Annotated in this window: 14 protein-coding genes; 5 read left to right on the top strand and 9 right to left on the bottom strand. The window is 57.4% G+C overall.

All coding sequences use genetic code 11. From position 1 onward, the window contains the following. Window positions 1-125: 125 nt before the first annotated feature. Window positions 126-1,124, top strand: a complete 999-nt coding sequence (fbp, locus tag RDN66_RS02020) for a class 1 fructose-bisphosphatase (RefSeq protein ID WP_035892743.1) — start codon at window positions 126-128, stop codon at window positions 1,122-1,124. 115 nt (window positions 1,125-1,239) lie between these two features. Here fbp and RDN66_RS02015 read toward each other — a convergent pair whose 3' ends face one another. From RDN66_RS02015 to ytfQ, 5 genes are all read right to left on the bottom strand, one after another. Continuing rightward, on the bottom strand, window positions 1,240-2,802 hold the full coding sequence (locus RDN66_RS02015; RefSeq protein ID WP_035896269.1) for a methyl-accepting chemotaxis protein: 1,563 nt from the start codon (window positions 2,800-2,802) through the stop codon (window positions 1,240-1,242). 86 nt (window positions 2,803-2,888) lie between these two features. Continuing rightward, window positions 2,889-3,890 (bottom strand): galactofuranose ABC transporter, permease protein YjfF, encoded by a 1,002-nt coding sequence (gene yjfF, locus RDN66_RS02010; protein ID WP_308537490.1) that lies wholly within the window; start codon window positions 3,888-3,890, stop codon window positions 2,889-2,891. Further along, window positions 3,877-4,902 (bottom strand): galactofuranose ABC transporter, ATP-binding protein YtfT, encoded by a 1,026-nt coding sequence (gene ytfT / locus RDN66_RS02005; protein ID WP_202216683.1) that lies wholly within the window; start codon window positions 4,900-4,902, stop codon window positions 3,877-3,879. The genes yjfF and ytfT overlap by 14 nt, the downstream gene beginning before the upstream one ends. 10 nt (window positions 4,903-4,912) lie before the next feature. Continuing rightward, window positions 4,913-6,415, bottom strand: a complete 1,503-nt coding sequence (gene ytfR, locus RDN66_RS02000) for a galactofuranose ABC transporter, ATP-binding protein YtfR (RefSeq protein WP_202216684.1) — start codon at window positions 6,413-6,415, stop codon at window positions 4,913-4,915. A 103-nt stretch (window positions 6,416-6,518) separates the two neighbouring features. After that, entirely contained in the window at window positions 6,519-7,475 is a 957-nt protein-coding gene (gene ytfQ, locus RDN66_RS01995) for a galactofuranose ABC transporter, galactofuranose-binding protein YtfQ (RefSeq protein ID WP_123651118.1), read from the bottom strand. A 402-nt stretch (window positions 7,476-7,877) separates the two neighbouring features. On the opposite strand from ytfQ, the gene ppa reads away from it, so the two are divergent. Beyond that, window positions 7,878-8,405, top strand: a complete 528-nt coding sequence (ppa, locus tag RDN66_RS01990; protein WP_123651119.1) for an inorganic diphosphatase — start codon at window positions 7,878-7,880, stop codon at window positions 8,403-8,405. A gap of 145 nt (window positions 8,406-8,550) precedes the next feature. On the opposite strand, the gene RDN66_RS01985 is transcribed toward ppa, so the two are convergent. The 3 genes from RDN66_RS01985 to tamA are packed head-to-tail and all read right to left on the bottom strand — an operon-like array spanning window position 8,551 to window position 14,404. Beyond that, window positions 8,551-8,895, bottom strand: coding sequence for a gamma-glutamylcyclotransferase (locus RDN66_RS01985; RefSeq protein ID WP_035896263.1), 345 nt, complete (start codon window positions 8,893-8,895; stop codon window positions 8,551-8,553). Between the two features lie 2 nt (window positions 8,896-8,897). Next, a complete protein-coding gene (tamB, locus tag RDN66_RS01980) occupies window positions 8,898-12,674 on the bottom strand; it encodes an autotransporter assembly complex protein TamB (RefSeq protein ID WP_202216685.1) in 3,777 nt (1,258 codons plus the stop codon). Continuing rightward, a complete protein-coding gene (gene tamA / locus RDN66_RS01975; protein WP_035896265.1) occupies window positions 12,671-14,404 on the bottom strand; it encodes an autotransporter assembly complex protein TamA in 1,734 nt (577 codons plus the stop codon). Before tamA ends, tamB begins: the two co-directional genes overlap by 4 nt. Before the next feature lie 269 nt (window positions 14,405-14,673). Between tamA and msrA the strand changes: the two genes are divergently transcribed. After that, the gene (gene msrA / locus RDN66_RS01970) at window positions 14,674-15,318 is read left to right on the top strand and encodes a peptide-methionine (S)-S-oxide reductase MsrA (protein WP_123651122.1); all 645 of its coding nucleotides are present in this window, start codon (window positions 14,674-14,676) and stop codon (window positions 15,316-15,318) included. Here msrA and RDN66_RS01965 read toward each other — a convergent pair. Then, window positions 15,315-16,373: a LacI family DNA-binding transcriptional regulator gene (locus RDN66_RS01965; RefSeq protein ID WP_202216687.1), complete on the bottom strand. Its 1,059-nt coding sequence runs from the start codon at window positions 16,371-16,373 to the stop codon at window positions 15,315-15,317. The two genes, msrA and RDN66_RS01965, sit on opposite strands and share 4 nt — an antisense overlap. Window positions 16,374-16,564: 191 nt before the next feature. Here RDN66_RS01965 and RDN66_RS01960 point away from each other — a divergent pair, with 191 nt between their 5' ends. Together RDN66_RS01960 and RDN66_RS01955 are read left to right on the top strand one after the other, a co-directional pair. Next, on the top strand, window positions 16,565-17,719 hold the full coding sequence (locus RDN66_RS01960; RefSeq protein WP_202216688.1) for a Gfo/Idh/MocA family protein: 1,155 nt from the start codon (window positions 16,565-16,567) through the stop codon (window positions 17,717-17,719). Between the two features lie 19 nt (window positions 17,720-17,738). Then, on the top strand, window positions 17,739-18,917 hold the full coding sequence (locus tag RDN66_RS01955) for a Gfo/Idh/MocA family protein (protein WP_035896268.1): 1,179 nt from the start codon (window positions 17,739-17,741) through the stop codon (window positions 18,915-18,917). Window positions 18,918-18,919: the final 2 nt, after the last annotated feature.

Genomic DNA, 18,919 nt, shown 5'->3' with positions numbered 1-18,919 from the left:
TCATAGAAATGCATTTAAGGATATTCCGTAGTTTGCTGGCGCGATTCACCTGTGCGAATTTTTTTTATTCTTTGTTAAGATTGTTGCAGTCGTTTTACTCAACATCCACTGTCAGGGAAAGTGTTATGAAAACGTTAGGTGAATTTATTGTCGAAAAGCAGCACGAGTTCTCTCATGCTACCGGTGAGCTCACTGCTTTGTTGTCGGCAATAAAGTTAGGTGCCAAGATCATCCACCGCGATATCAACAAGGCCGGCCTGGTCGATATCCTGGGTGCCAGCGGCGCAGAAAACGTACAGGGAGAAGTACAACAAAAGCTCGATTTGTTCGCAAACGAGAAGCTGAAAGCCGCGCTGCGCGCCCGTGACATCGTCGCTGGTATCGCCTCCGAAGAAGAAGACGAAATTGTCGTATTCGACGGCTGCGAACATGCGAAGTATGTAGTCCTGATGGACCCGCTGGATGGCTCATCTAATATCGACGTTAACGTCTCTGTCGGTACTATCTTCTCTATCTACCGCCGCGTTACCCCAGTAGGCACGCCTGTCACCGAAGAAGATTTCCTACAGCCGGGTAACCGTCAGGTGGCTGCGGGTTACGTGGTTTACGGTTCCTCCACCATGCTGGTGTACACCACCGGCTGCGGTGTGCATGCCTTTACCTACGACCCGTCGCTGGGCGTGTTCTGTCTGTGCCAGGAGCGTATGCGCTTCCCTCAGCGCGGTAGCACCTACTCCATCAACGAAGGTAACTACATCAAGTTCCCGAACGGGGTGAAGAAGTACATCAAGTTCTGCCAGGAAGAAGATAAGTCCACGCAGCGCCCGTACACCTCACGCTACATCGGTTCTCTGGTTGCCGATTTCCACCGCAACCTGCTGAAAGGCGGGATCTACCTGTACCCAAGCACCGCCAGCCACCCGGAAGGGAAGCTGCGTCTGCTGTATGAGTGCAACCCGATGGCGTTCCTCGCGGAACAGGCAGGCGGTAAAGCCAGCGATGGGAAAGAGCGTATTCTGGATATCGTGCCGGAAACGCTGCACCAGCGTCGTTCGTTCTTCGTGGGTAACGACCATATGGTGGAAGACGTTGAGCGTTTGATTCGCGAGTTCCCGGACGCGTAATTCGTCAGAAGTTGGGTGGCCCCTCACCCCGGCCCTCTCCCCAAAGGGGCGAGGGAGAAAACCGGACGGTCCCCTCTCCCCTATGGGGAGAGGGTTAGGGTGAGGGGAAACCTCGCTACGACACCTGCAACCGGAACGACGACATCGCGGCCACCAGAGCCTGCGACTGTTCTTCCAGCGAGCGGGTTGCCGCCGACGATTGCTGCACCAGCGCGGCGTTCTGCTGCGCCGTCTCATCCATCTGGCTCACCGCAATATTCACCTGCTCAATGCCGCGACTCTGCTCCTGCGACGCGCTGGCAATCTCGCGCATCAGCTTGGTCATGCGCATCACTTCGCTGGCAATCTCATCCATGGTTTCCCCCGCCTGCTGCGCAAGGTCACTGCCTTCGCTGACGTGGGTTTGTGAGGCAGAAATCAGCTGACGAATCTCTTTGGCGGCATCCGCACTGCGGCTTGCCAGATTACGCACTTCGCCAGCCACCACCGCGAACCCGCGCCCCTGCTCGCCCGCACGCGCCGCTTCCACCGAGGCGTTCAGTGCCAGAATGTTAGTCTGGAAGGCAATTCCGTCAATCACGCTGAGGATATCGGCGATGCGGTTGGCGCTGCCGGCAATATCCTGCATTTTTTCAATCACATAGCAGACCATTTCGCTGCCGCGATCGGCGGTATCGGACACCTCCTGCGCCAGCTTGTGCGCCTGGTCGGCGTTATCGGCGTTCTGCTTCACGGTGGCGGTGATCTCTTCCATGCTGGCGGCAGTTTGTTCAAGCGACGTCGCCGTCGACTCGGTGCGCTGCGCCAGATGGTTGTTGCCTGCCGTCAGTTCACGGCTGCCAACGTCAATCTGCGAGCTGGCATCGCGCACGCGCATCACCGAATTCATCATCGATTCACGCATGCCGGTAATCGCCACGTTCAGGCGCTTAATCTCCGCACTGCTCGCCTTCAGCGGTGAATGGGTTAAGTCCCCCGCCGCTACTTGCTCCAATTGACCAATCGCCGCCGCCAGCGGTTTAAGCAGCAGGTGGCGCAGTTGCAGCCAGCCCAGCGCCATCACGCCTGCGGTCAGGAGAATGGCGATAACCATCAGTACCAGCACGCGGTTTTTGGTGCTGTGCACCGCCGAGATTTCAATCTGGCCGCGAGACTCGCCCCAGTCCTGGAACGCGCGGATCGCATCGTCAAACTGGCGAGAGACCGGGATCATGGTCTTTTCCAGCAGATCGTAATAGCCGTCGACGTTTTGCTGATTCAGCGCCGCCAGCATTGGCACAATCCCCTGAGTATTGTAGGTCTCAAAGCTTTTCATTACGTTCGCCAACAGCTGCGCGCCGTCGGCGTCATCCATCGAGGAGTGACCCACGTCGGTAATAATCTTCTGCCCCTGGACAACTTCACCGTTGAGGACTTTTACCGCCCTGGTGGCATCATCGAGCATCCCGATTTCCATCAGGCGGACCGCCTGGCTGGCTTCATTACGCGCGCGTAATAACAGCGTGTAACCTTCGTTTAGCTGGGTTATCTGGTCGCTTTGCAGATGGTCAATGCGTTGCAGAGAAGTGGAGCTTTTGGTGAGGGCATAAATGCCGATGCCGCTGACTAAAACCAGCAGCAGGGTCATCACGGCGAGCAGGGACAGCAAGCCGGTACGGATAGAGAGCGTTTTTAGCATCATAGTGTTGTCCGGTAGCAGGGGTACTGTTTGGCGTAAAAATTTAGTATCGGCTGCTACCGGAAAAACATTAGTGTTTCAGGGTGTTAGTCCTTTGTTACTGCCGCGCTTACGCGGGTCACCGCCGCGTTCTGGCGGTTCTCCCACAGCACCGTCAGCGCGCGCTGGAGCGCAATGAAAATAAACAGCAGAATGCCGATGGCGATTTTCGTCCACCAGGAGCTCAGCGTGCCGTCGAAATTGATGTAGGTCTGAATCAGCCCCTGAATGCCAACACCGAACAGCGTGCCGAGCACTGTCCCGACGCCGCCGCTCAGCAGCGTACCGCCAATCACCACCGAAGCAATGGCATCCAGTTCTACCCCAACGCCTGCCAGCGCGTAGCCCGCCTGGGTATAGATGGAGAAGACGATACCGGCGAGCGTCGCCAGCCCGGTCGACAGCATATAGATGCGTACGATGGTGCTGCGGGTCGGAATCCCCATCAGGTTCGCCGAGGTGGCGTTACCGCCGATGGCATACACCTGATTGCCAAAGCGCGTGCGGTGAGCCAGAAAGATCCCCAGAATCACTACCAGCAGCATCAACAGCCCCATCGCGCTCAGGCGACCGCCGCCAGGAATGGTCCACGCCAGCCCGGAGAGGGTATCGTAGAGCGGATGATCGATAGGAATCGACTCCTCGGAAACCAGATAGCTGACGCCGCGCAGGAAGAACATCCCGGCCAGAGTGATGATAAACGCCGGGATCTTCAGAGCATCAATCAGCCAGCCCATAAAGGCGCCGAAGGCGCAGCCCATCGCCAACACCAGCGGGAATGCCACCAGCGGCGACAGCCCCCAGAAGCCAATCGCTTTCGCTAAGAAAACGCCGGTAAAGGCGATCACCGAACCGACGGAGAGATCGATACCGCCGGAGAGGATCACACAGGTCATCCCCACCGCCACAATGCCCAAAAAGGCGTTGTCGGTCAGAATGTTGCAAATCACCCGCGTCGAAGCGAAGCCGGGAAACTGGGTCAGGCAATAGAGATAGCCGAGGATGAACACGCCCAGGGTGATCATCAACGGTAAATTACGTTTTATCATCGCGGCGTACCCTTTTCAGCATCTGAATAAAGCGCGGCGACTGGACGATCAGCACGCACATCACCACCACCGCTTTCACTACCTGATTCAGTTCAGGCGGGAACCCGGAGAGCAAAATACCGGTGTTCATACCCTGAATAATCAGCGCGCCGACCACCGACAGCAGCAGGTTGAAGCGTCCGCCCATCAGCGAGCCGCCACCGATCACCACCGCCAGAATGGCGTCCAGCTCCAGCCATAGCCCGGCGTTGTTGGCATCGGCACCACGAATGTCTGCCGCCACAATGGTACCAGCAATGGCCGCGCAGACACCGCTCAGCACGTAGGCCAGCATCACGACGATGCGGGTATTTACCCCGGCGTTTTTCGCCGCGCGGATGTTAATCCCTACTGCTTCGATAAACATGCCGAGGGCGGTTTTACGCGCCAGCAGCCAAAAAATCACCAGCGTTACCAGCGCGATCATCACCGGCGTCGGGAACAGCAGAAACTTGCCGCTGCCAATCCACGCCAGCGACGGCGAGTCGAAGGTGACTATCTGCCCTGAGGTGATGAGCTGCGCCACGCCGCGTCCGGCCACCATCAAAATTAGCGTCGCCACAAAGGGCTGAATTTTGAGGATGGCGACCAGGATGCCGTTCCACAGCCCGGCCAGCACGCCGGAACCTAGCGCCGCCAGCAGTACCACCGACAGGCTATGCCCGGCCACGGTCATTGAAGCCGCGGTCGCCCCGGCAATCGCCATTACCGCACCCACAGAAAGATCGATCCCGCCGGTGGCAATCACCAGCGTCATGCCAATCGCCAGCAGCGCCACGGGCGCCGCGCGGTTGAGGATATCAATCGGGCTGCCGAACAGGCGGCCATCCTGTAGCGTTATCTGGAAAAAGTGCGGTGCGACAAGACTGTCGACCAGCAGCACCAGAATCAGCGCCGCAATTTGCGGCATGCCCGGCGGCCAGCGAAAACGTCGCGCGGGCTGGCCGGGTTGAGGAACGGATCGAGGCATCACGGTGTACTCCTTAGGCCGCAATAGCGTTCATGATGGCAGGGACGGAGAGCTTATCAAGCGGGATCTCCGCCACCTGTTGGCGATCGCGCATGATGATCACCCGGTCGGCGTAGCCCACCAGCTCTTCCAGTTCAGATGAGATAACCAGCAGCGCCAAACCATCCGCGCAGAGCGTTTCGATCAGGCGAATGATCTCCGCGTGGGCGCCCACGTCGATCCCACGGGTCGGTTCGTCGAGGATCAGGAACTGCGGGCGCGTCAGCAGCCAGCGGGAGAGCAGCACTTTCTGCTGGTTGCCGCCGGAGAGAAACTCCACCGGCTGCTCGGCGCTAGGGGTGCGGATCGCCAGCTGGCGGATAAAACGTTCGGCAATGTCGTTCTGCTCTTTACGCGGAATCGGCCGCAGCCAGCCGCGCTGCGCCTGCAGCGCGAGGATGATATTTTCCCGTACCGACGCGGCGGCAATAATGCCGTCAGTTTTGCGATCCTCCGGGCAGAAACCGATCCCAAGACAAGAGGCCTGATGCGGCGAGCGCAGGGTTTGCGGTTTGCCTTTGATCGTCGCCTGCCCGCTGTCGGCAGGATGAATACCGAAGATCACTTCGGCGGTTTCGGTACGACCCGATCCCAGGAGTCCTGCCAGGCCGACGATCTCGCCAGGGCGAATGTGCAGATCGAACGGGGCGATGGTGCCTTTTTTGCCGTAACCCTCAAACGAGGCGACCGGTTTATCGCTGAGTAACGTACGCCCGGCGCGCTGAAGCGCCTGATGCTCCAGCTCACGGCCGAGCATCATTTTGACCAGTTCTATCTGCGGCAGCTCGCGGGTTTCCCGGCAGCCAACGAACGATCCGTTGCGCAGTACGGTGATCCTGTCGCTGACCGCATAGACCTGATCGAGGAAGTGGGTGACGAAGATCAGGCTGACGCCCTGATCGCGCAGCTGGCGCATCAGGGTGAAGAGCATCTCCACTTCTTTGGTGTCGAGGCTGGCGGTAGGTTCGTCGAGGATCAGCACTTTTGCCGAGAGATCGATAGCCCGGCAGATAGCGACGATTTGCTGCATCGCGACAGAGAAGCGGTTTAACGGCTCGCGCACGTCGAGAGAGAAGCCATAAGAGGCCATCAGCGCGGTGGCGCGCTTTTCCATCTCTTTGCGCTGGATAAAACCAAAGCGTTTGGGTTCACGGCCAATAAACAGGTTATCCGCCACCGACATGTTCGGCAGCAGGTTCACTTCCTGGTAGACGGTACCAATGCCCAACTGCTGGGCATGGGCGGTATTTTTGGGATTGATTTGCTGGCCTTCCAGCCAGATGCTGCCGCTGTTGGCATGGTAGACGCCGGTCAGCGCTTTGATGAGCGTGGATTTTCCCGCGCCGTTTTCGCCGAGCAGCGCCATGATTTCACCGCGCCGCAGGCTGAAGTTGACGTTATCCAGCGCTTTCACGCCGGGAAAGTACTGGCAGAGCCCCTCGGTGCGGAGGATTTCCGGGTTGGTTTCAGTGGTCATGGTGCGCTCCCCCTCACCCAATACATTGTGCCTGACTTGCAACCCGCACCGCTCAGCTCCCTCTCCCTTTCAGGGAGAGGGTTGGGGTGAGGGTACCCGCCGCTTAATAGCCCATATTTTTCTTCTTCTCTAACTCTTCTTTCGCCGTATCCGGCAGATACAGCGTCGATTTGGTCAGCGTCACTTTTTCCGGCATGGTGCCGTCTTTCTTGAATTTCTCCAGCGCATCAAACGCCGGGCCGGCCATATTCGGGGTCAGTTCGACGCTGGCGTTCGCTTCACCGGCGATCATCGCTTTATAAATATCCGGTACGCCGTCAATCGAACCGGTCAGAATGTCTTTGCCCGGCTTCAGCCCAGCCTCTTTAATGGCCTGGATAGCACCGATCACCATGTCATCGTTATGGGCGTAAACCATGCAGATGTTCTTGCCGTTGTTCTCCGCCTTGATAAAGCTTTCCATGACCTCTTTGCCCTTACTGCGCGTAAAGTCGCCGGACTGGGAGCGGATAATTTTGATGTTGGACGCTTTAGAAATCGCGTCGGCGAAGCCTTTCTTACGGTCAATCGCCACGCTCGCCCCCACCGTCCCTTGCAGCTCAACGACGTTACACGGTTTGCCGTCGACGGTTTTAATCAGCCATTCACCAATCAGCTGGCCTTCCAGCACGTTGTTAGCGGTGACCGTGGTCATGTAGAGAGATTTGTCTTTGACATCAATGGAGCGGTCGAGCAGGAAGACCGGGATCTTGGCCTCTTTGGCTTCCTTCAGCACCGGTTCCCAGCCTGTCGCCACAACCGGTGCGATAAAGATGGCATCCACACCCTGAGCGATAAACGAACGCACCGCTTTAATCTGGTTTTCCTGCTTTTGCTGGCCGTCGGCAATCTTCAGGGTGATACCGCGTTTTTCCGCTTCCTGCTTCGCAACGTTGGTTTCCGCCGCGCGCCAGCCGGATTCAGATCCGACCTGCGAAAATCCCACCGTTAATGGAGCAGCCATGACCATAGACGACATGGCTGCGGAAACTGCTGTGACAAGAAGTAAGCGCTTCCACATAGAGATATCCTCGTAGGGTTATTGTTGGTCAAATATTCATCTGCGGAAAAACTATAGACAATAGGGTATGTAACGGAATGCGTTACATCACACTTCAAAAAAGTAAATTATTTGTTAATTAGCAGCGGGCGTCAGAGCACAGGAAGGAGTAGGTGTCGCGCACCCATTGATGGCAATCGATTTTGTGTTTTTTTTAACCGCATCACCGTCATTTTTTATCGTGATGTAAACGCTTTCATGATTTTATTCATGATGCGGCTGTGTTTATGGATTTTTCTGCTTTAAGAAGGCGCTGAAAAGGCCAGGTTCCAGGGAGAGAGACGTAAAACAGGTCAAGACTTTCCCGACGAGTTGGCTATAATACCGGGCACTAGTTTGCCATACATTCTAAAGGAAACAGACATGAGCTTACTCAACGTCCCTGCGGGTAAAGATCTGCCGGAAGATATCTACGTTGTCATCGAAATCCCAGCTAACGCAGATCCTATCAAATACGAAGTCGACAAAGAGAGCGGCGCGCTGTTCGTTGACCGTTTCATGTCCACCGCGATGTTCTATCCGTGCAACTACGGTTACATCAACCACACCCTGTCTCTGGACGGTGACCCGGTAGACGTTCTGGTCCCAACCCCGTACCCACTGGAGCCAGGTTCCGTCATTCGCTGCCGTCCAGTTGGCGTGCTGAAAATGACCGACGAATCCGGTGAAGATGCGAAACTGGTTGCGGTACCGCACACCAAGCTGAGCAAAGAATACGATCACATCAAAGATGTGAACGACCTGCCAGACCTGCTGAAAGCGCAGATCACCCACTTCTTCGAGCACTACAAAGACCTCGAAGCAGGCAAATGGGTTAAAGTTGACGGTTGGGACAATGCTGAAGCGGCTAAAGCTGAAATCATTGCTTCCTTCGAACGCGCGAAGAAATAATATTTTTCGAGCGTGACAAAACACCGCCTTCGGGCGGTGTTTTTGTTTGTGCGAGTCCCGGCGGCGCTTCGCTTGGCCGGGCTACCTGGTTCACGCAGCTCCGGAATAAAAAAACAACGCCACCCCCAGGGTGGCGTTGCCGTATTCAATACTGGTCTTTATCCAACCAGTTACCGCTTTCTATCAGCTTCAGCCCGTCGACCGGGCGCTGATAGACATACATCCAGGCACTACCGTAAGGCGTCTGGATGAGATGACGTGCATATTCACCCGCTTTGGTGCGCAGCGCATCCAGTTCGGCCAGCGTCGATGCGTCAATTCGATAAACTTCACCGTGTACCGTGCCTTCACCTGGCACCGCGCCTGGATAGTGGCCCAGGCTGTACAGTTGATAATCGAAAACGCTGTGATCGCCCAGCCACTGGGCGTTCGTCATCCAGTGGCTGTTGCCTTGTTTGCGCCGTAAACTGCCGTACACAAATATTCGCATTGCTAAAACTCAAACTGATAGAGCAAATCGAGCGCCTGGTCTACGCCAGACACCGCTTCCAGATACAGCTTAGGCATCAGGCGATAGCGTAACGTGAGCGTCGCTAACGAGTCAAAGATCCCAACGCCATATTTCACCTGCAGACCCGGCAATACGTAACCACTGACCACCACCTGGGAGGAATCACCCACCCCTTGTGTATCGAGAGCCAGATTACTTACGCCAAACGTCTCGCCGATTTTACCCACAAGCTGACCACTTTGTGCAACCCCCATACCAATAAGCATAGATGTCATTGCCGCACTGTCACTCTGACCGCTATCCAGCCCCTGTCCACGAACCAGGTAAGAGAGCGCTTCCTGCTGTGACATCGCCGGGTCGGAGAAGACTTCTGCCTTAGGCTGATCGGCGCTGCCGGTGACGCGAACGCCAGCGATAACATCGTTTTCTGTCGATTCCGGGTTACGAATCGCTTCGATGTTGAGCAGCGGCTGATCCGGCGGACCGGAGAACAGCAGTTCGCCTTTACGCACGATCAAGTCCTGGCCATAGGCGTGGAAACGCCCTTCCGGAATATTAATCTGGCCGTTCAGGCCCAGCCCCTGTTTATCCTGCGCTACCTTCAGGTCGCCGGTCAGGCGCGCTTTCAGCCCGAAGGCATCAAGACGGACGTTGTTGCCAACGTGGATATTCAGGTTGCTGTTGATAGGAATCGACGCAGACTGCGTTTTCTCCGGCTTGAGGTCGCTGTTGAGCATCACCTCGTCGCTGGAAACGCCCACAGCGCTTTCCGGCACCTCTTTCACCACAATACGCGCCCATGGGATATCGACGTTGCCATCCAACGTAAACAAGCTTGGCGTGGCGTTAAAGGCGATATCCGGCGACACATCAAGGCGCACCATCGGCGGCACGGTAATACGCACCCGGCTGCCTTTTGCGGCGATGCGCGCCCGCCAGTAGTCGATTTGCCGCCAGTCCGCATCGCCGTTCAGGCTGATTTGCCCCTGCTGGGTGCGAATATCGCCCTGCAACGTCGAGCTGGCACCGTTGAAGTTCATGGTTATCTGGCTTGGCTGCATATCAAACGGCATAAAGTTGCCGTCGACGTCGATACCGTTCAACTGCATCTGCCCGAAGAGCAGCGGGCTCATCGCATTACCGCCGAGACGCAGGTTCGCGTTGAGCTTACCTTCCGCCTTTTCACCGCGGGAGAAGATAGGGTTAATCATCGCCAGCGAGAAGTTACGAATATTGACGTTGCCGCCAAGGTTGCGACGCCCCTGCGGGTCGGTCACCTGCACCTGACCGTCAAGTTGGCCGTTATTGGTCAGACGGATAAGCCAGCCTAGCTCCGCGCGGTTGTTATGCAGGTCTGCGTTCAGGTTCAGCGTGTCAAAGGCCACCGGCAGCGGCGCATTGTTGACGATTTGCGTCACCTTCACGTTGCGCCCGGAGAGCGTCACTTTACCCTGTGGAAGCCCCTCTTTGGTGGTGTCCCAGGTGACGTCCGCATTACCGCTGAACACGCCGCTCGCCTGCGTCTCTTCCGGCATAAACGGTTTGAGCATCGCGAGATCGAAGCGGTTGAGGTTTACTATCGCATGGCCTGCGGCACCGGCATCAATCGTCTGCGGTACGCACAGTTCGGCGTTCGGGTTCACCCAGCAATGCGGCCCGATGCTGATTTTCTGCTCGAGGTTGCGGTAGTCCAGCGCGATATCGCGGTTAACCGACCACGGGCCAACCGGGGTCTGGAAGCGCGTATTGCTGAGCGCGCCCTTCCAGCGTTCTTCTTTGCGGTCAAAACTGCCCGACAGCGCCAGCTGGCCGGAGACCGGCTCGCCCTGAATCTGCAACTGCAAGGCGTGCTGCTTCTCGTTGCCTTTGGCCGCCAGGTGCACCAGGCCGATATTCACGCCCGGCTGCGCAATGCGTTCCACGCGCACATCGAGGTTCCCGGCAATCTGATCGGTCGATTTGACCTCGCCGTCCACGCGCACCTGAGCAATCGACAGCTCCTGCCAGCGTAGGCCGCGCGCGGTGATATCCGCCAGTAACTGCGGCGCGTCGACGGTGCCACGAATTTTCACCAGCCCTTTCGCTGTGCCGCCAAGACCCGGCAGCATGTTGTCGAGCTTCGGCGCATCAATGTTGGCGTCCAGGTTGAGGTCTTTTACCCCCAGTTCGCCTTTCACGTCGGCGGTGTTATTGCCCAGCGCCACGTGCAGGCCGGGAATGGTCCACTGCATGTAGCTGTTACCGCGTACGGAACCCTCGACGTTCACCTTGTTCTGCTTCACGTTGCCGGTGATTTTCACCTCCGGCACGTTCATCTGCCAGGTGCCGCCGTACAGGCTGCCGTTGGTTTTAATCAGGCCGTCCAGCTTCGACGGCCAGTCCGGTGCCACCTTAGCGGTGTTGATGCCGCGAAGCGCCAGTTCGCCGCGCCAGCTTATCGCCTGCTGCCAGTCAAGCAGCGCGGTCAGTTCGGTTTTGCCTTCCAGCGCCGCTACGGTGAGCTTGTCGAGGCTCACCTGCCGCTCGTTGCCTTTCGCGTCGATGGTGATATCCGCTGGCGGCACGCCCTGCCCTTTCACCGCGGTGCGGAATGACAGCGTATAGTCAGTCATCTTGCCGCCGAGCTTCATTTTCAGGTCATCGGCCTGGAACTGCTTCTCGCCGGTAAACGGCCAGTAGAGCTGTTTACTGTTCACTTCAAGATTAAACGGCAACCCGGCTTCCGCCAGCTGCGCCTGGGCACGAAGGGAAACATCTACCGGGCCGGAGAGATTAACCCCGACCTCAAGCTGTTTACGCACCTCACCGCCCACTTTCAGCTTCACTTTCTCGCCCTTCAGCGGGTCCATGTTCAGCGTACTGTTGAGCGTGATGTCTACCGGCCAGTCATTAATCAACTGCGCGGTACCGCTGGCGTTCACCGTGCCCTGGCTGGAATCAACGTCCAGCGCGTCGAGCTTCATGTTGCCGTCGATGCTGCTTACCTTCAGCAGCATTTTGTAGACCGTCAGGTCGGTGTCGCCGGTAATGCGCAGCTGTTCGCCGCTAAAGGATTCAACGTTCAGGTTCAGCGGCAGATGCACATCGGCCATTTCCGGCAGCACCGGCTTGGAGAACAGCTCGGTCATGGTTTCGCCGAGCGGTTTTTCCTGCGGCTGCGGGTTGTCGATTTTCGGCTCAACCACCTCTTTTTGCGCCACGTCGGCTACTTTCGGTAGGGCAATCAGCAGCCCTTGCAGCGTGGTCGGCGTGAGGGTCAGGTTTTTCTCCTGCCACTGAAGGCCGCTGGTGAAATCCATCACCGACACCGTGGTGTCATCAATCTTGATATTGACGTTGTTAAGCGCGAAACGCTTGAGGCTAATCGGGTACGGCGTGGAGAGGTTCAGCGGGCCGCTGTCCTCCTCTTTGACCGGCGCGGCGGGCGGCATTTTGCTACTGTCGATAGCCACGTTGATGTTGCTGAGCGCAATATCATTCACGCACACGCTGCTGTGCCACAGGCATTTCAGATCCACCGCCAGGTGAAACTCCCCGGCGTCTACCGCTACGCCCGGCTGGGTGTAGCGGACGTTTTTCAGCGTCAGATCGCGCCAGCCGCCGGTGACTTTGCCAATTTCCAGCCCCGGCACCCAGCGGTTTGCCGCGTTAAACAGCAGATGTAACCCTGTCGTCGTGCCAACCAGGAATCCGACGATCCCCACCAGCAATACGAGAAAAATCAGCACACCGAGGCTTATTTTCTTCCATAACGTCATAGTTCAGGCCCCAGTCCAATGTAAAACTGCAATCCATGTTCATCTTTGTCGCCCACCGGAACGGCGAAATCGAGCTTGATTGGCCCCACTGGCGACTGCCAGCGTACGCCGACGCCCGCGCCTTTTTTCCAGTCGCTCTGGCGAATATCGCTGACCGCTTCACCGCCATCGACAAACACCGCGCCCCACCACTTCCCGGTCACGTTGTACTGATACTCGAGCGAGCCGGTAGCCAGTTTCGATGCACCGATCAGCTTGCCTTTATCGTCGCGCGGGGCGATCGATTTGTATTTATAGCCGCGAATACTGCGGTCGCCGCCGGCGAAGAAGCGCAGATCCGGCGGTACGCGATCAAAGTCACCGGTTTCAATCCAGCCGAGGTTGCCGCGCATCACGAAGCGATGGCGGTCGTAGAGCGTACGGATCCAGACGTTTTGCGCCTGAATAACGGAGAAGTCGACGTCCGAACCCCAGGCGGTGTTGGAGTAGTCGATCGAGTAGCGCTGGGAATCGCCCCAGGTCGGCATCAAACCGCCGCGCGAGCGGGTTCGGCTGATTGAGACGCCTGGATAGAACAGCATGGTGGTGTTGGTGACATCCGCCTGGGTAAAGTGGTCGAGGCTCCAGCGCAGGTTAATGGCGCGCTGCCAGCCGCTCGACAGGTCCCAGAAACGCGAGACCGCAAGCGTGGTGGAATCGGCTTTGGTGTCGTTGAGGTCGGTGCTTTTGAAACCGCCCTGCACCAGATAATACTGTTCCAGCGGGTTCTTCAGCAGCGGAATTTTATAGCTGAAATCCAGCTGCTGTTCCGGCGCCGACACGCTGACGCTGGTCGTCAGGCTGTGGCCGTAGGAGTTCACCCACGGTTTTCGCCACGAGGCTTTCACTCGTGGCCCGACGTCGGTGGAGTAGCCGCCACCCAGTTCAACGGTGTTTTCGCTGCGCGGCGAGACGACGCCATGCAGCGGTAGCACCTTCGTTTTCCGGGATTTAGCGAACTCCGGCGCGACCACCACCGAGTTAAACCAGCCGGTGGCGGAAAGACGGCGGTTAAGTTCAGCCAGGTCGCTGGACTGGTAGTAATCCCCCTTTTTGAACGGCACCAGACGCTGCAGGTACTCTTCGCGGATCTGCGAGCCTTCAAAGGTGACATCACCAAAGCGGTAGCGCTCGCCGCTATCGTAGTCGATATCCCAGAATGCCTGATGACGGTCGAGCGACACGCCGAGCTGGCTCTTGTTAAACTCGCTATCAAAGTAGCCTTTGCGCAGCGCCACGCTGGTTAACGAACTTTTAAAATGGTCATAGTCGCTGTGATTCAGGACAGTGCCAATTTTAGGCCGGTTTTGCAGCAGCGCCAGATAGTCGCTGTCGGTTCGCGCACCGCCGCGCAGAATCACATCGGTGCCGCCGATAAGTACCGGCTCGCCTGGCGTCACTTTTGCCAGCAGCACCTGACGGCCTTTGGCTGGCGGTGGCTTAAGTTCGAAATCGATGGTCGGCTCATAGTAGCCGAGGGCCTTCAGCCCTTCACGAATAGCATCATCTACGCGCGCGCGAAAGCGACGATCGGGCGTCACCTCATCGCTGTCGATCGTGGAAAGCTGCGCACGTACGTTTTTTTGTAACTCGCCTGAGAGCCCTTCAACCTGCAGACGGATGTTTGCTGCACTGGCAACACCGCTGGTCAGCAGCAAGCTCACCAAACATAACTGGCGGATTTGTCGCACATTTTCTCCTGAATATCCTTGTTCCCACCCCAACGGGAAACGAAAGTCCGCTCCGCGGCCACGACTGCGTTTTCGCCAAAATTACGCTCTAAGAACGCACGGCATTCAACGTCAGCTTAAAAAACCCACTCTTTGTCGGGTTGAAATAAAGACAGAGCCCCAAATTATTCTTATGTTTAAACTTAGACGTATTCGGCGCGTTTATTGTGTTAAAAGACACGCCCGGTTACAACCTTAACGGAAATTACCGTTCACCGGAGGCCTATCCCATGAGTCTAGCTGATAAAAAACACCTTGTATCTCAATCGGATGCATTGCCAGGAAGAAATACGCCGATGCCGGTCGCCACGCTCAATGTCGTGACAGAACACTCAATGACCAACGTTCCGGAGGGGATGGAGGTCGCATTATTCGCCATGGGCTGCTTCTGGGGCGTCGAACGTCTGTACTGGCAGACACCCGGTGTGTACAGCACCGCAGCAGGCTATACCGGCGGCTTTACGCCTAATCCCACCTACCGCGAAGTGTGCAGCGGGCAGACCGGGCATGCCGAAGCCGTGCGCGTGGTTTATGACCCGACGGTGGTCAGCTATAGCGACCTGCTGAAAATTTTCTGGGAGAACCACGACCCGGCGCAGGGGATGAGACAAGGAAACGATCAGGGTACGCAGTATCGTTCGGCGATTTACCCCCTCACGCCGGAGCAAGAGCAGGAGGCGCATGCCAGCCTGAAACAGTTCCAGGACGCGATGAAGAGCTCAGGAGATGCGCGAACCATCACCACCGAAATCGCCAACGCCAAGCCATTCTACTATGCCGAGGATGAGCACCAGCAGTACCTGTACAAAAATCCGCACGGCTACTGCGGCATCGGCGGGATTGGCGTATGCCTGCCTCCACAGTTGCAGGGTTAATCGTCCAACGCCACGCGCGCCGCATGTCGCGTGGCATTTGCCACCGTCCCGAAGTCCATGACTTTCCCCTGTAGTAACAGGTTGTAGACCGGCGACTGAGGTCGGTTAAGCCGCGTTTGCAGCAGATGCACGGCCTCAATGCCCAGGTCACGGCAAGGGACGCGAATACCGGTCACCGGCGCGGTCAGGCTATTTTCCAGATTCCACGTAAAATCGGTGGTGATAAGAGAGATATCCTCCGGTACGCGCAGCCCGTGGTGCTGCAACGCCTTCATCACCCCCTCGGTCATACTCGTGCTGTTGGGGAAAATAACATCCGGCCACTGCGCACGATCGTGCGTCTCCAGCCACGTATTCAGCGCCCGCTCCGCTTCCTCCGCCGTGAACCACTCGGTGACCAGCAGGTCGTGCTGAGGGTTGAAAGGAACGTGGTGATAGCGATAGGCCTCTTTAATCCCATCCAGCCGGGCATAGAGCGTCTCCCTGCGCAGGCAGGTCATCGTCAGCACGCGCCGATGCCCTTGTTCAAAGAGATAACGCATCGCGGTAAAGCCGATAGCCCGGTGGTCAGGCGAGACGCAATCCAATGCCATTTCCCGGTCAATTGAGTTAATCAACACGCAGGGCTTATTCAGCGTACTGGCCAGCTTGAGGATCGTGGGGTCATCCGTGCCGATGATCACCACGGCATTGATGCTCTTCTGACCGGCTTTTTCGAGGAATAATTTTACGTCTGCGTGCTGCTCTTCCAGCGCGCAGTGGGTGATCCAGACATCATGCGGCGCACTGGCTTCGGCAATCCCTTTAGTGACTTCCAGATAAAAGGTATCGCCTCGCCCCTGAAACGTGCGCTCTGGGGCAAACACGGCGATGCCGTTAATCAGCAGCCGCCCGTTGGCCAGCGAGTCCAGCACTCCTAGCTGGCGAGCGCATTGCACAATCGCCTCTCGCGCCTTTTCGCTGGTATAGGATTTGCCGCTCAGCACCCGGGAAACGGTGCTAATGGAGTAGCCGGTTCGGGCGGCAATTTCATCCATTTTTAGCTTGCCTGGCATTGTGTGACCTCGCTCGCAATCATATTTTGCAAATTTTTGCAGATGCAGTTCGCTGATTTTAAAACCCATTTTCACTTTCCCGCCCATATTCCTGTTCGGCCTGCGAGCATTCTCACAAATTCCGTTTGTCCGCGTTATCCGCCTTCCCTATTTTCAGACTTCAGTCATTCCTATCACGGTTAAGGTGCAACATGGATAAGGTGCGTTTCGGCATTATTGGCGTGGGTAACATTGGTACCCTTCACGCCCGTTACCTGATGGCAGGTACGGTGAAAGAGGCCTGCCTGACGGCAGTGTGCGATAACGATCTCAGCAAGCATCCGGCTATTCGCCAGCTTGTTGGCGACGGCATAACCCTATTCGACGATGCCGAAACCATGCTGAAAAGCGGGCTGATAGACGCGGTTATCGTCTCCACCCCGCATTACGATCATCCGGGCCTGTCGATGATGGCGATGCGCCACGGCATCCATACCCTTTGCGAAAAACCGGCCGGGGTTTACACCGCCCAGGTGCGTGAAATGAACGAATACGCCCGCGGCTGCAACGTGGTGTTCGGCATGATGTTCAACCAGCGCCCTAACCCGCTGTATCAGAAAGTGAAAGATCTGATCGACAGCGGCGAGCTGGGCGAACTGCGCCGCTCTAACTGGATTATCACCAACTGGTATCGCTCACAGAGCTACTACAACTCCGGCGGCTGGCGTGCCACCTGGAAGGGTGAAGGCGGCGGCGTGCTGCTCAATCAGGACCCGCATCAGCTCGACCTCTGGCAATGGCTGGTCGGCATGCCGGTGCGCATGCGCGCGTTCTGCCAGTTCGGTAAGCATCGCGATATTGAAGTGGAAAACGACGTCACCGCCTACGCCGAGTACGCCAACGGCGCCACCGGGGTCTTTATTACCACCACGGCGGAAGCGCCGGGTACCAACCGCCTGGAAATCACCGGCGATCGCGGCAAGGTGGTAGTAGAAGAAGGTCGCCTGCGCTTCTGGCGTCTGCGCGAGTCCGAACCAGAATTCAACGCCCGCTGGCAGAACGGCTTTGGCGAGCCGGAATGCTGGGAGGTGGTAATCCCCACCCCGCCGGAAAGCAGCGAACACCACGTGGTTACCGCCAACTTCTGCGACGCCGTGCTGCACGGTAAACCGCTGATTGCCCCGGGTACCGACGGCATTCGCGGCCTGACGCTCTCCAACGCCATGCACCTCTCCACCTGGACCGACGACTGGGTCAACCTGCCGTTTGACGAGGCGCTGTTTAAAAAGCTGCTGGACGAGCGCATCGCCACCTCCGTTGAAAAACAGGTCGAAAGTAAAACGCTGGATGCCTCCGGCACCTGGTAATCCGCATCAGGAGAGACACATGTTACGCATTGCTATCGTGGGAACCGGGAACATCTCCCACAACCATATTCAGGGCTATCAGGAATTTGCCGACCGCTGCCAGATAGTCGCGCTGGTCGATATCTACCCGGAGAAGGCGCAGGAGAAGAAAGAGCGCTACGGGCTGACCAACGCCACGGTGTTCAGCAGCCACCAGGCGCTGCTGGAGTCTGGTCTTGAGGTAGATATTGTCGATGTCTGCACGCCGCCGTACGTCCATGCGGAAATCAGCATCGATGCTTTAAACGCCGGTAAGCACGTGCTGTGCGAGAAGCCGATGGCCGCCTCGCTGGAAGAGTGCGACGCGATGATCGCGGCCCAGAAGGCCAGCGGTAAAATCCTCTCGATCATCGCCCAGAACCGCTTTACCGACGCCTTCTGGCGTTTAAAGCAGGTGGTCGATTCCGGAGAACTCGGGAAAATCTGCCACGCACAGGTGGACTCATTCTGGTGGCGCGGCCACTGCTACTACGACTTGTGGTGGCGCGGCACCTGGGAAAAAGAGGGCGGCGGCTGCACCCTGAACCATGCGGTGCACCATATCGATGCCATCCAGTGGATGCTCGGCTTCCCAACCGAGGTGGTGGCGATGATGACCAACGTCGCCCACGATAACGCCGAAGTTGAAGACCTTTCCGCCGCCATTTTCCGCTACAGCAGCGGCGCGCTGACGCAGTTAACCGCCTCGGTGGTGCATCACGGCGAAGACCAGAAGATCGTGATTCAGGGCGACAAAGCGCGTATTTCCGCGCCGTGGGACGTGTGGGCCAGCGTGTCCGCCGATAATGGCTTCCCACAGGAGCAGCATAACGGCGAGCTGGAAGCGCGGCTCGACGCCCTCTTCCGCAATACGCCGAAGCTCAAATACACGCTGCATACCGGGCAGATTAACGATCTGCTGAATGCGGTGGAGCAGCGCGGCGAACCGCTGATTGACGGCGTGCAGGGTAAACGCTCGCTCGAGCTGATTACCGCTATCTATCAATCTTCCATTACCGGGCGCGTGGTGACGCTGCCCGTCAGCCCGGATGAGCCCTGGTATAAAACCGGTGGTCTGGTCTCCCTCGCCCCGCACTTCTACGAGAAGGCGGCATCGGTCGAGAACTTCAGCGAAGTGGGCGCAATTCCGTTGGGTAAAGATTTGGACAAAGGAGCATAAAC

This window comes from uncultured Kluyvera sp., from assembly GCF_902485085.1.
Classification (GTDB): Bacteria; Pseudomonadota; Gammaproteobacteria; order Enterobacterales; family Enterobacteriaceae; genus Kluyvera; species Kluyvera ascorbata.
Note: the sequence above shows the minus strand (reverse complement) of the source record. Positions and strands in the feature narration are given on the sequence as shown.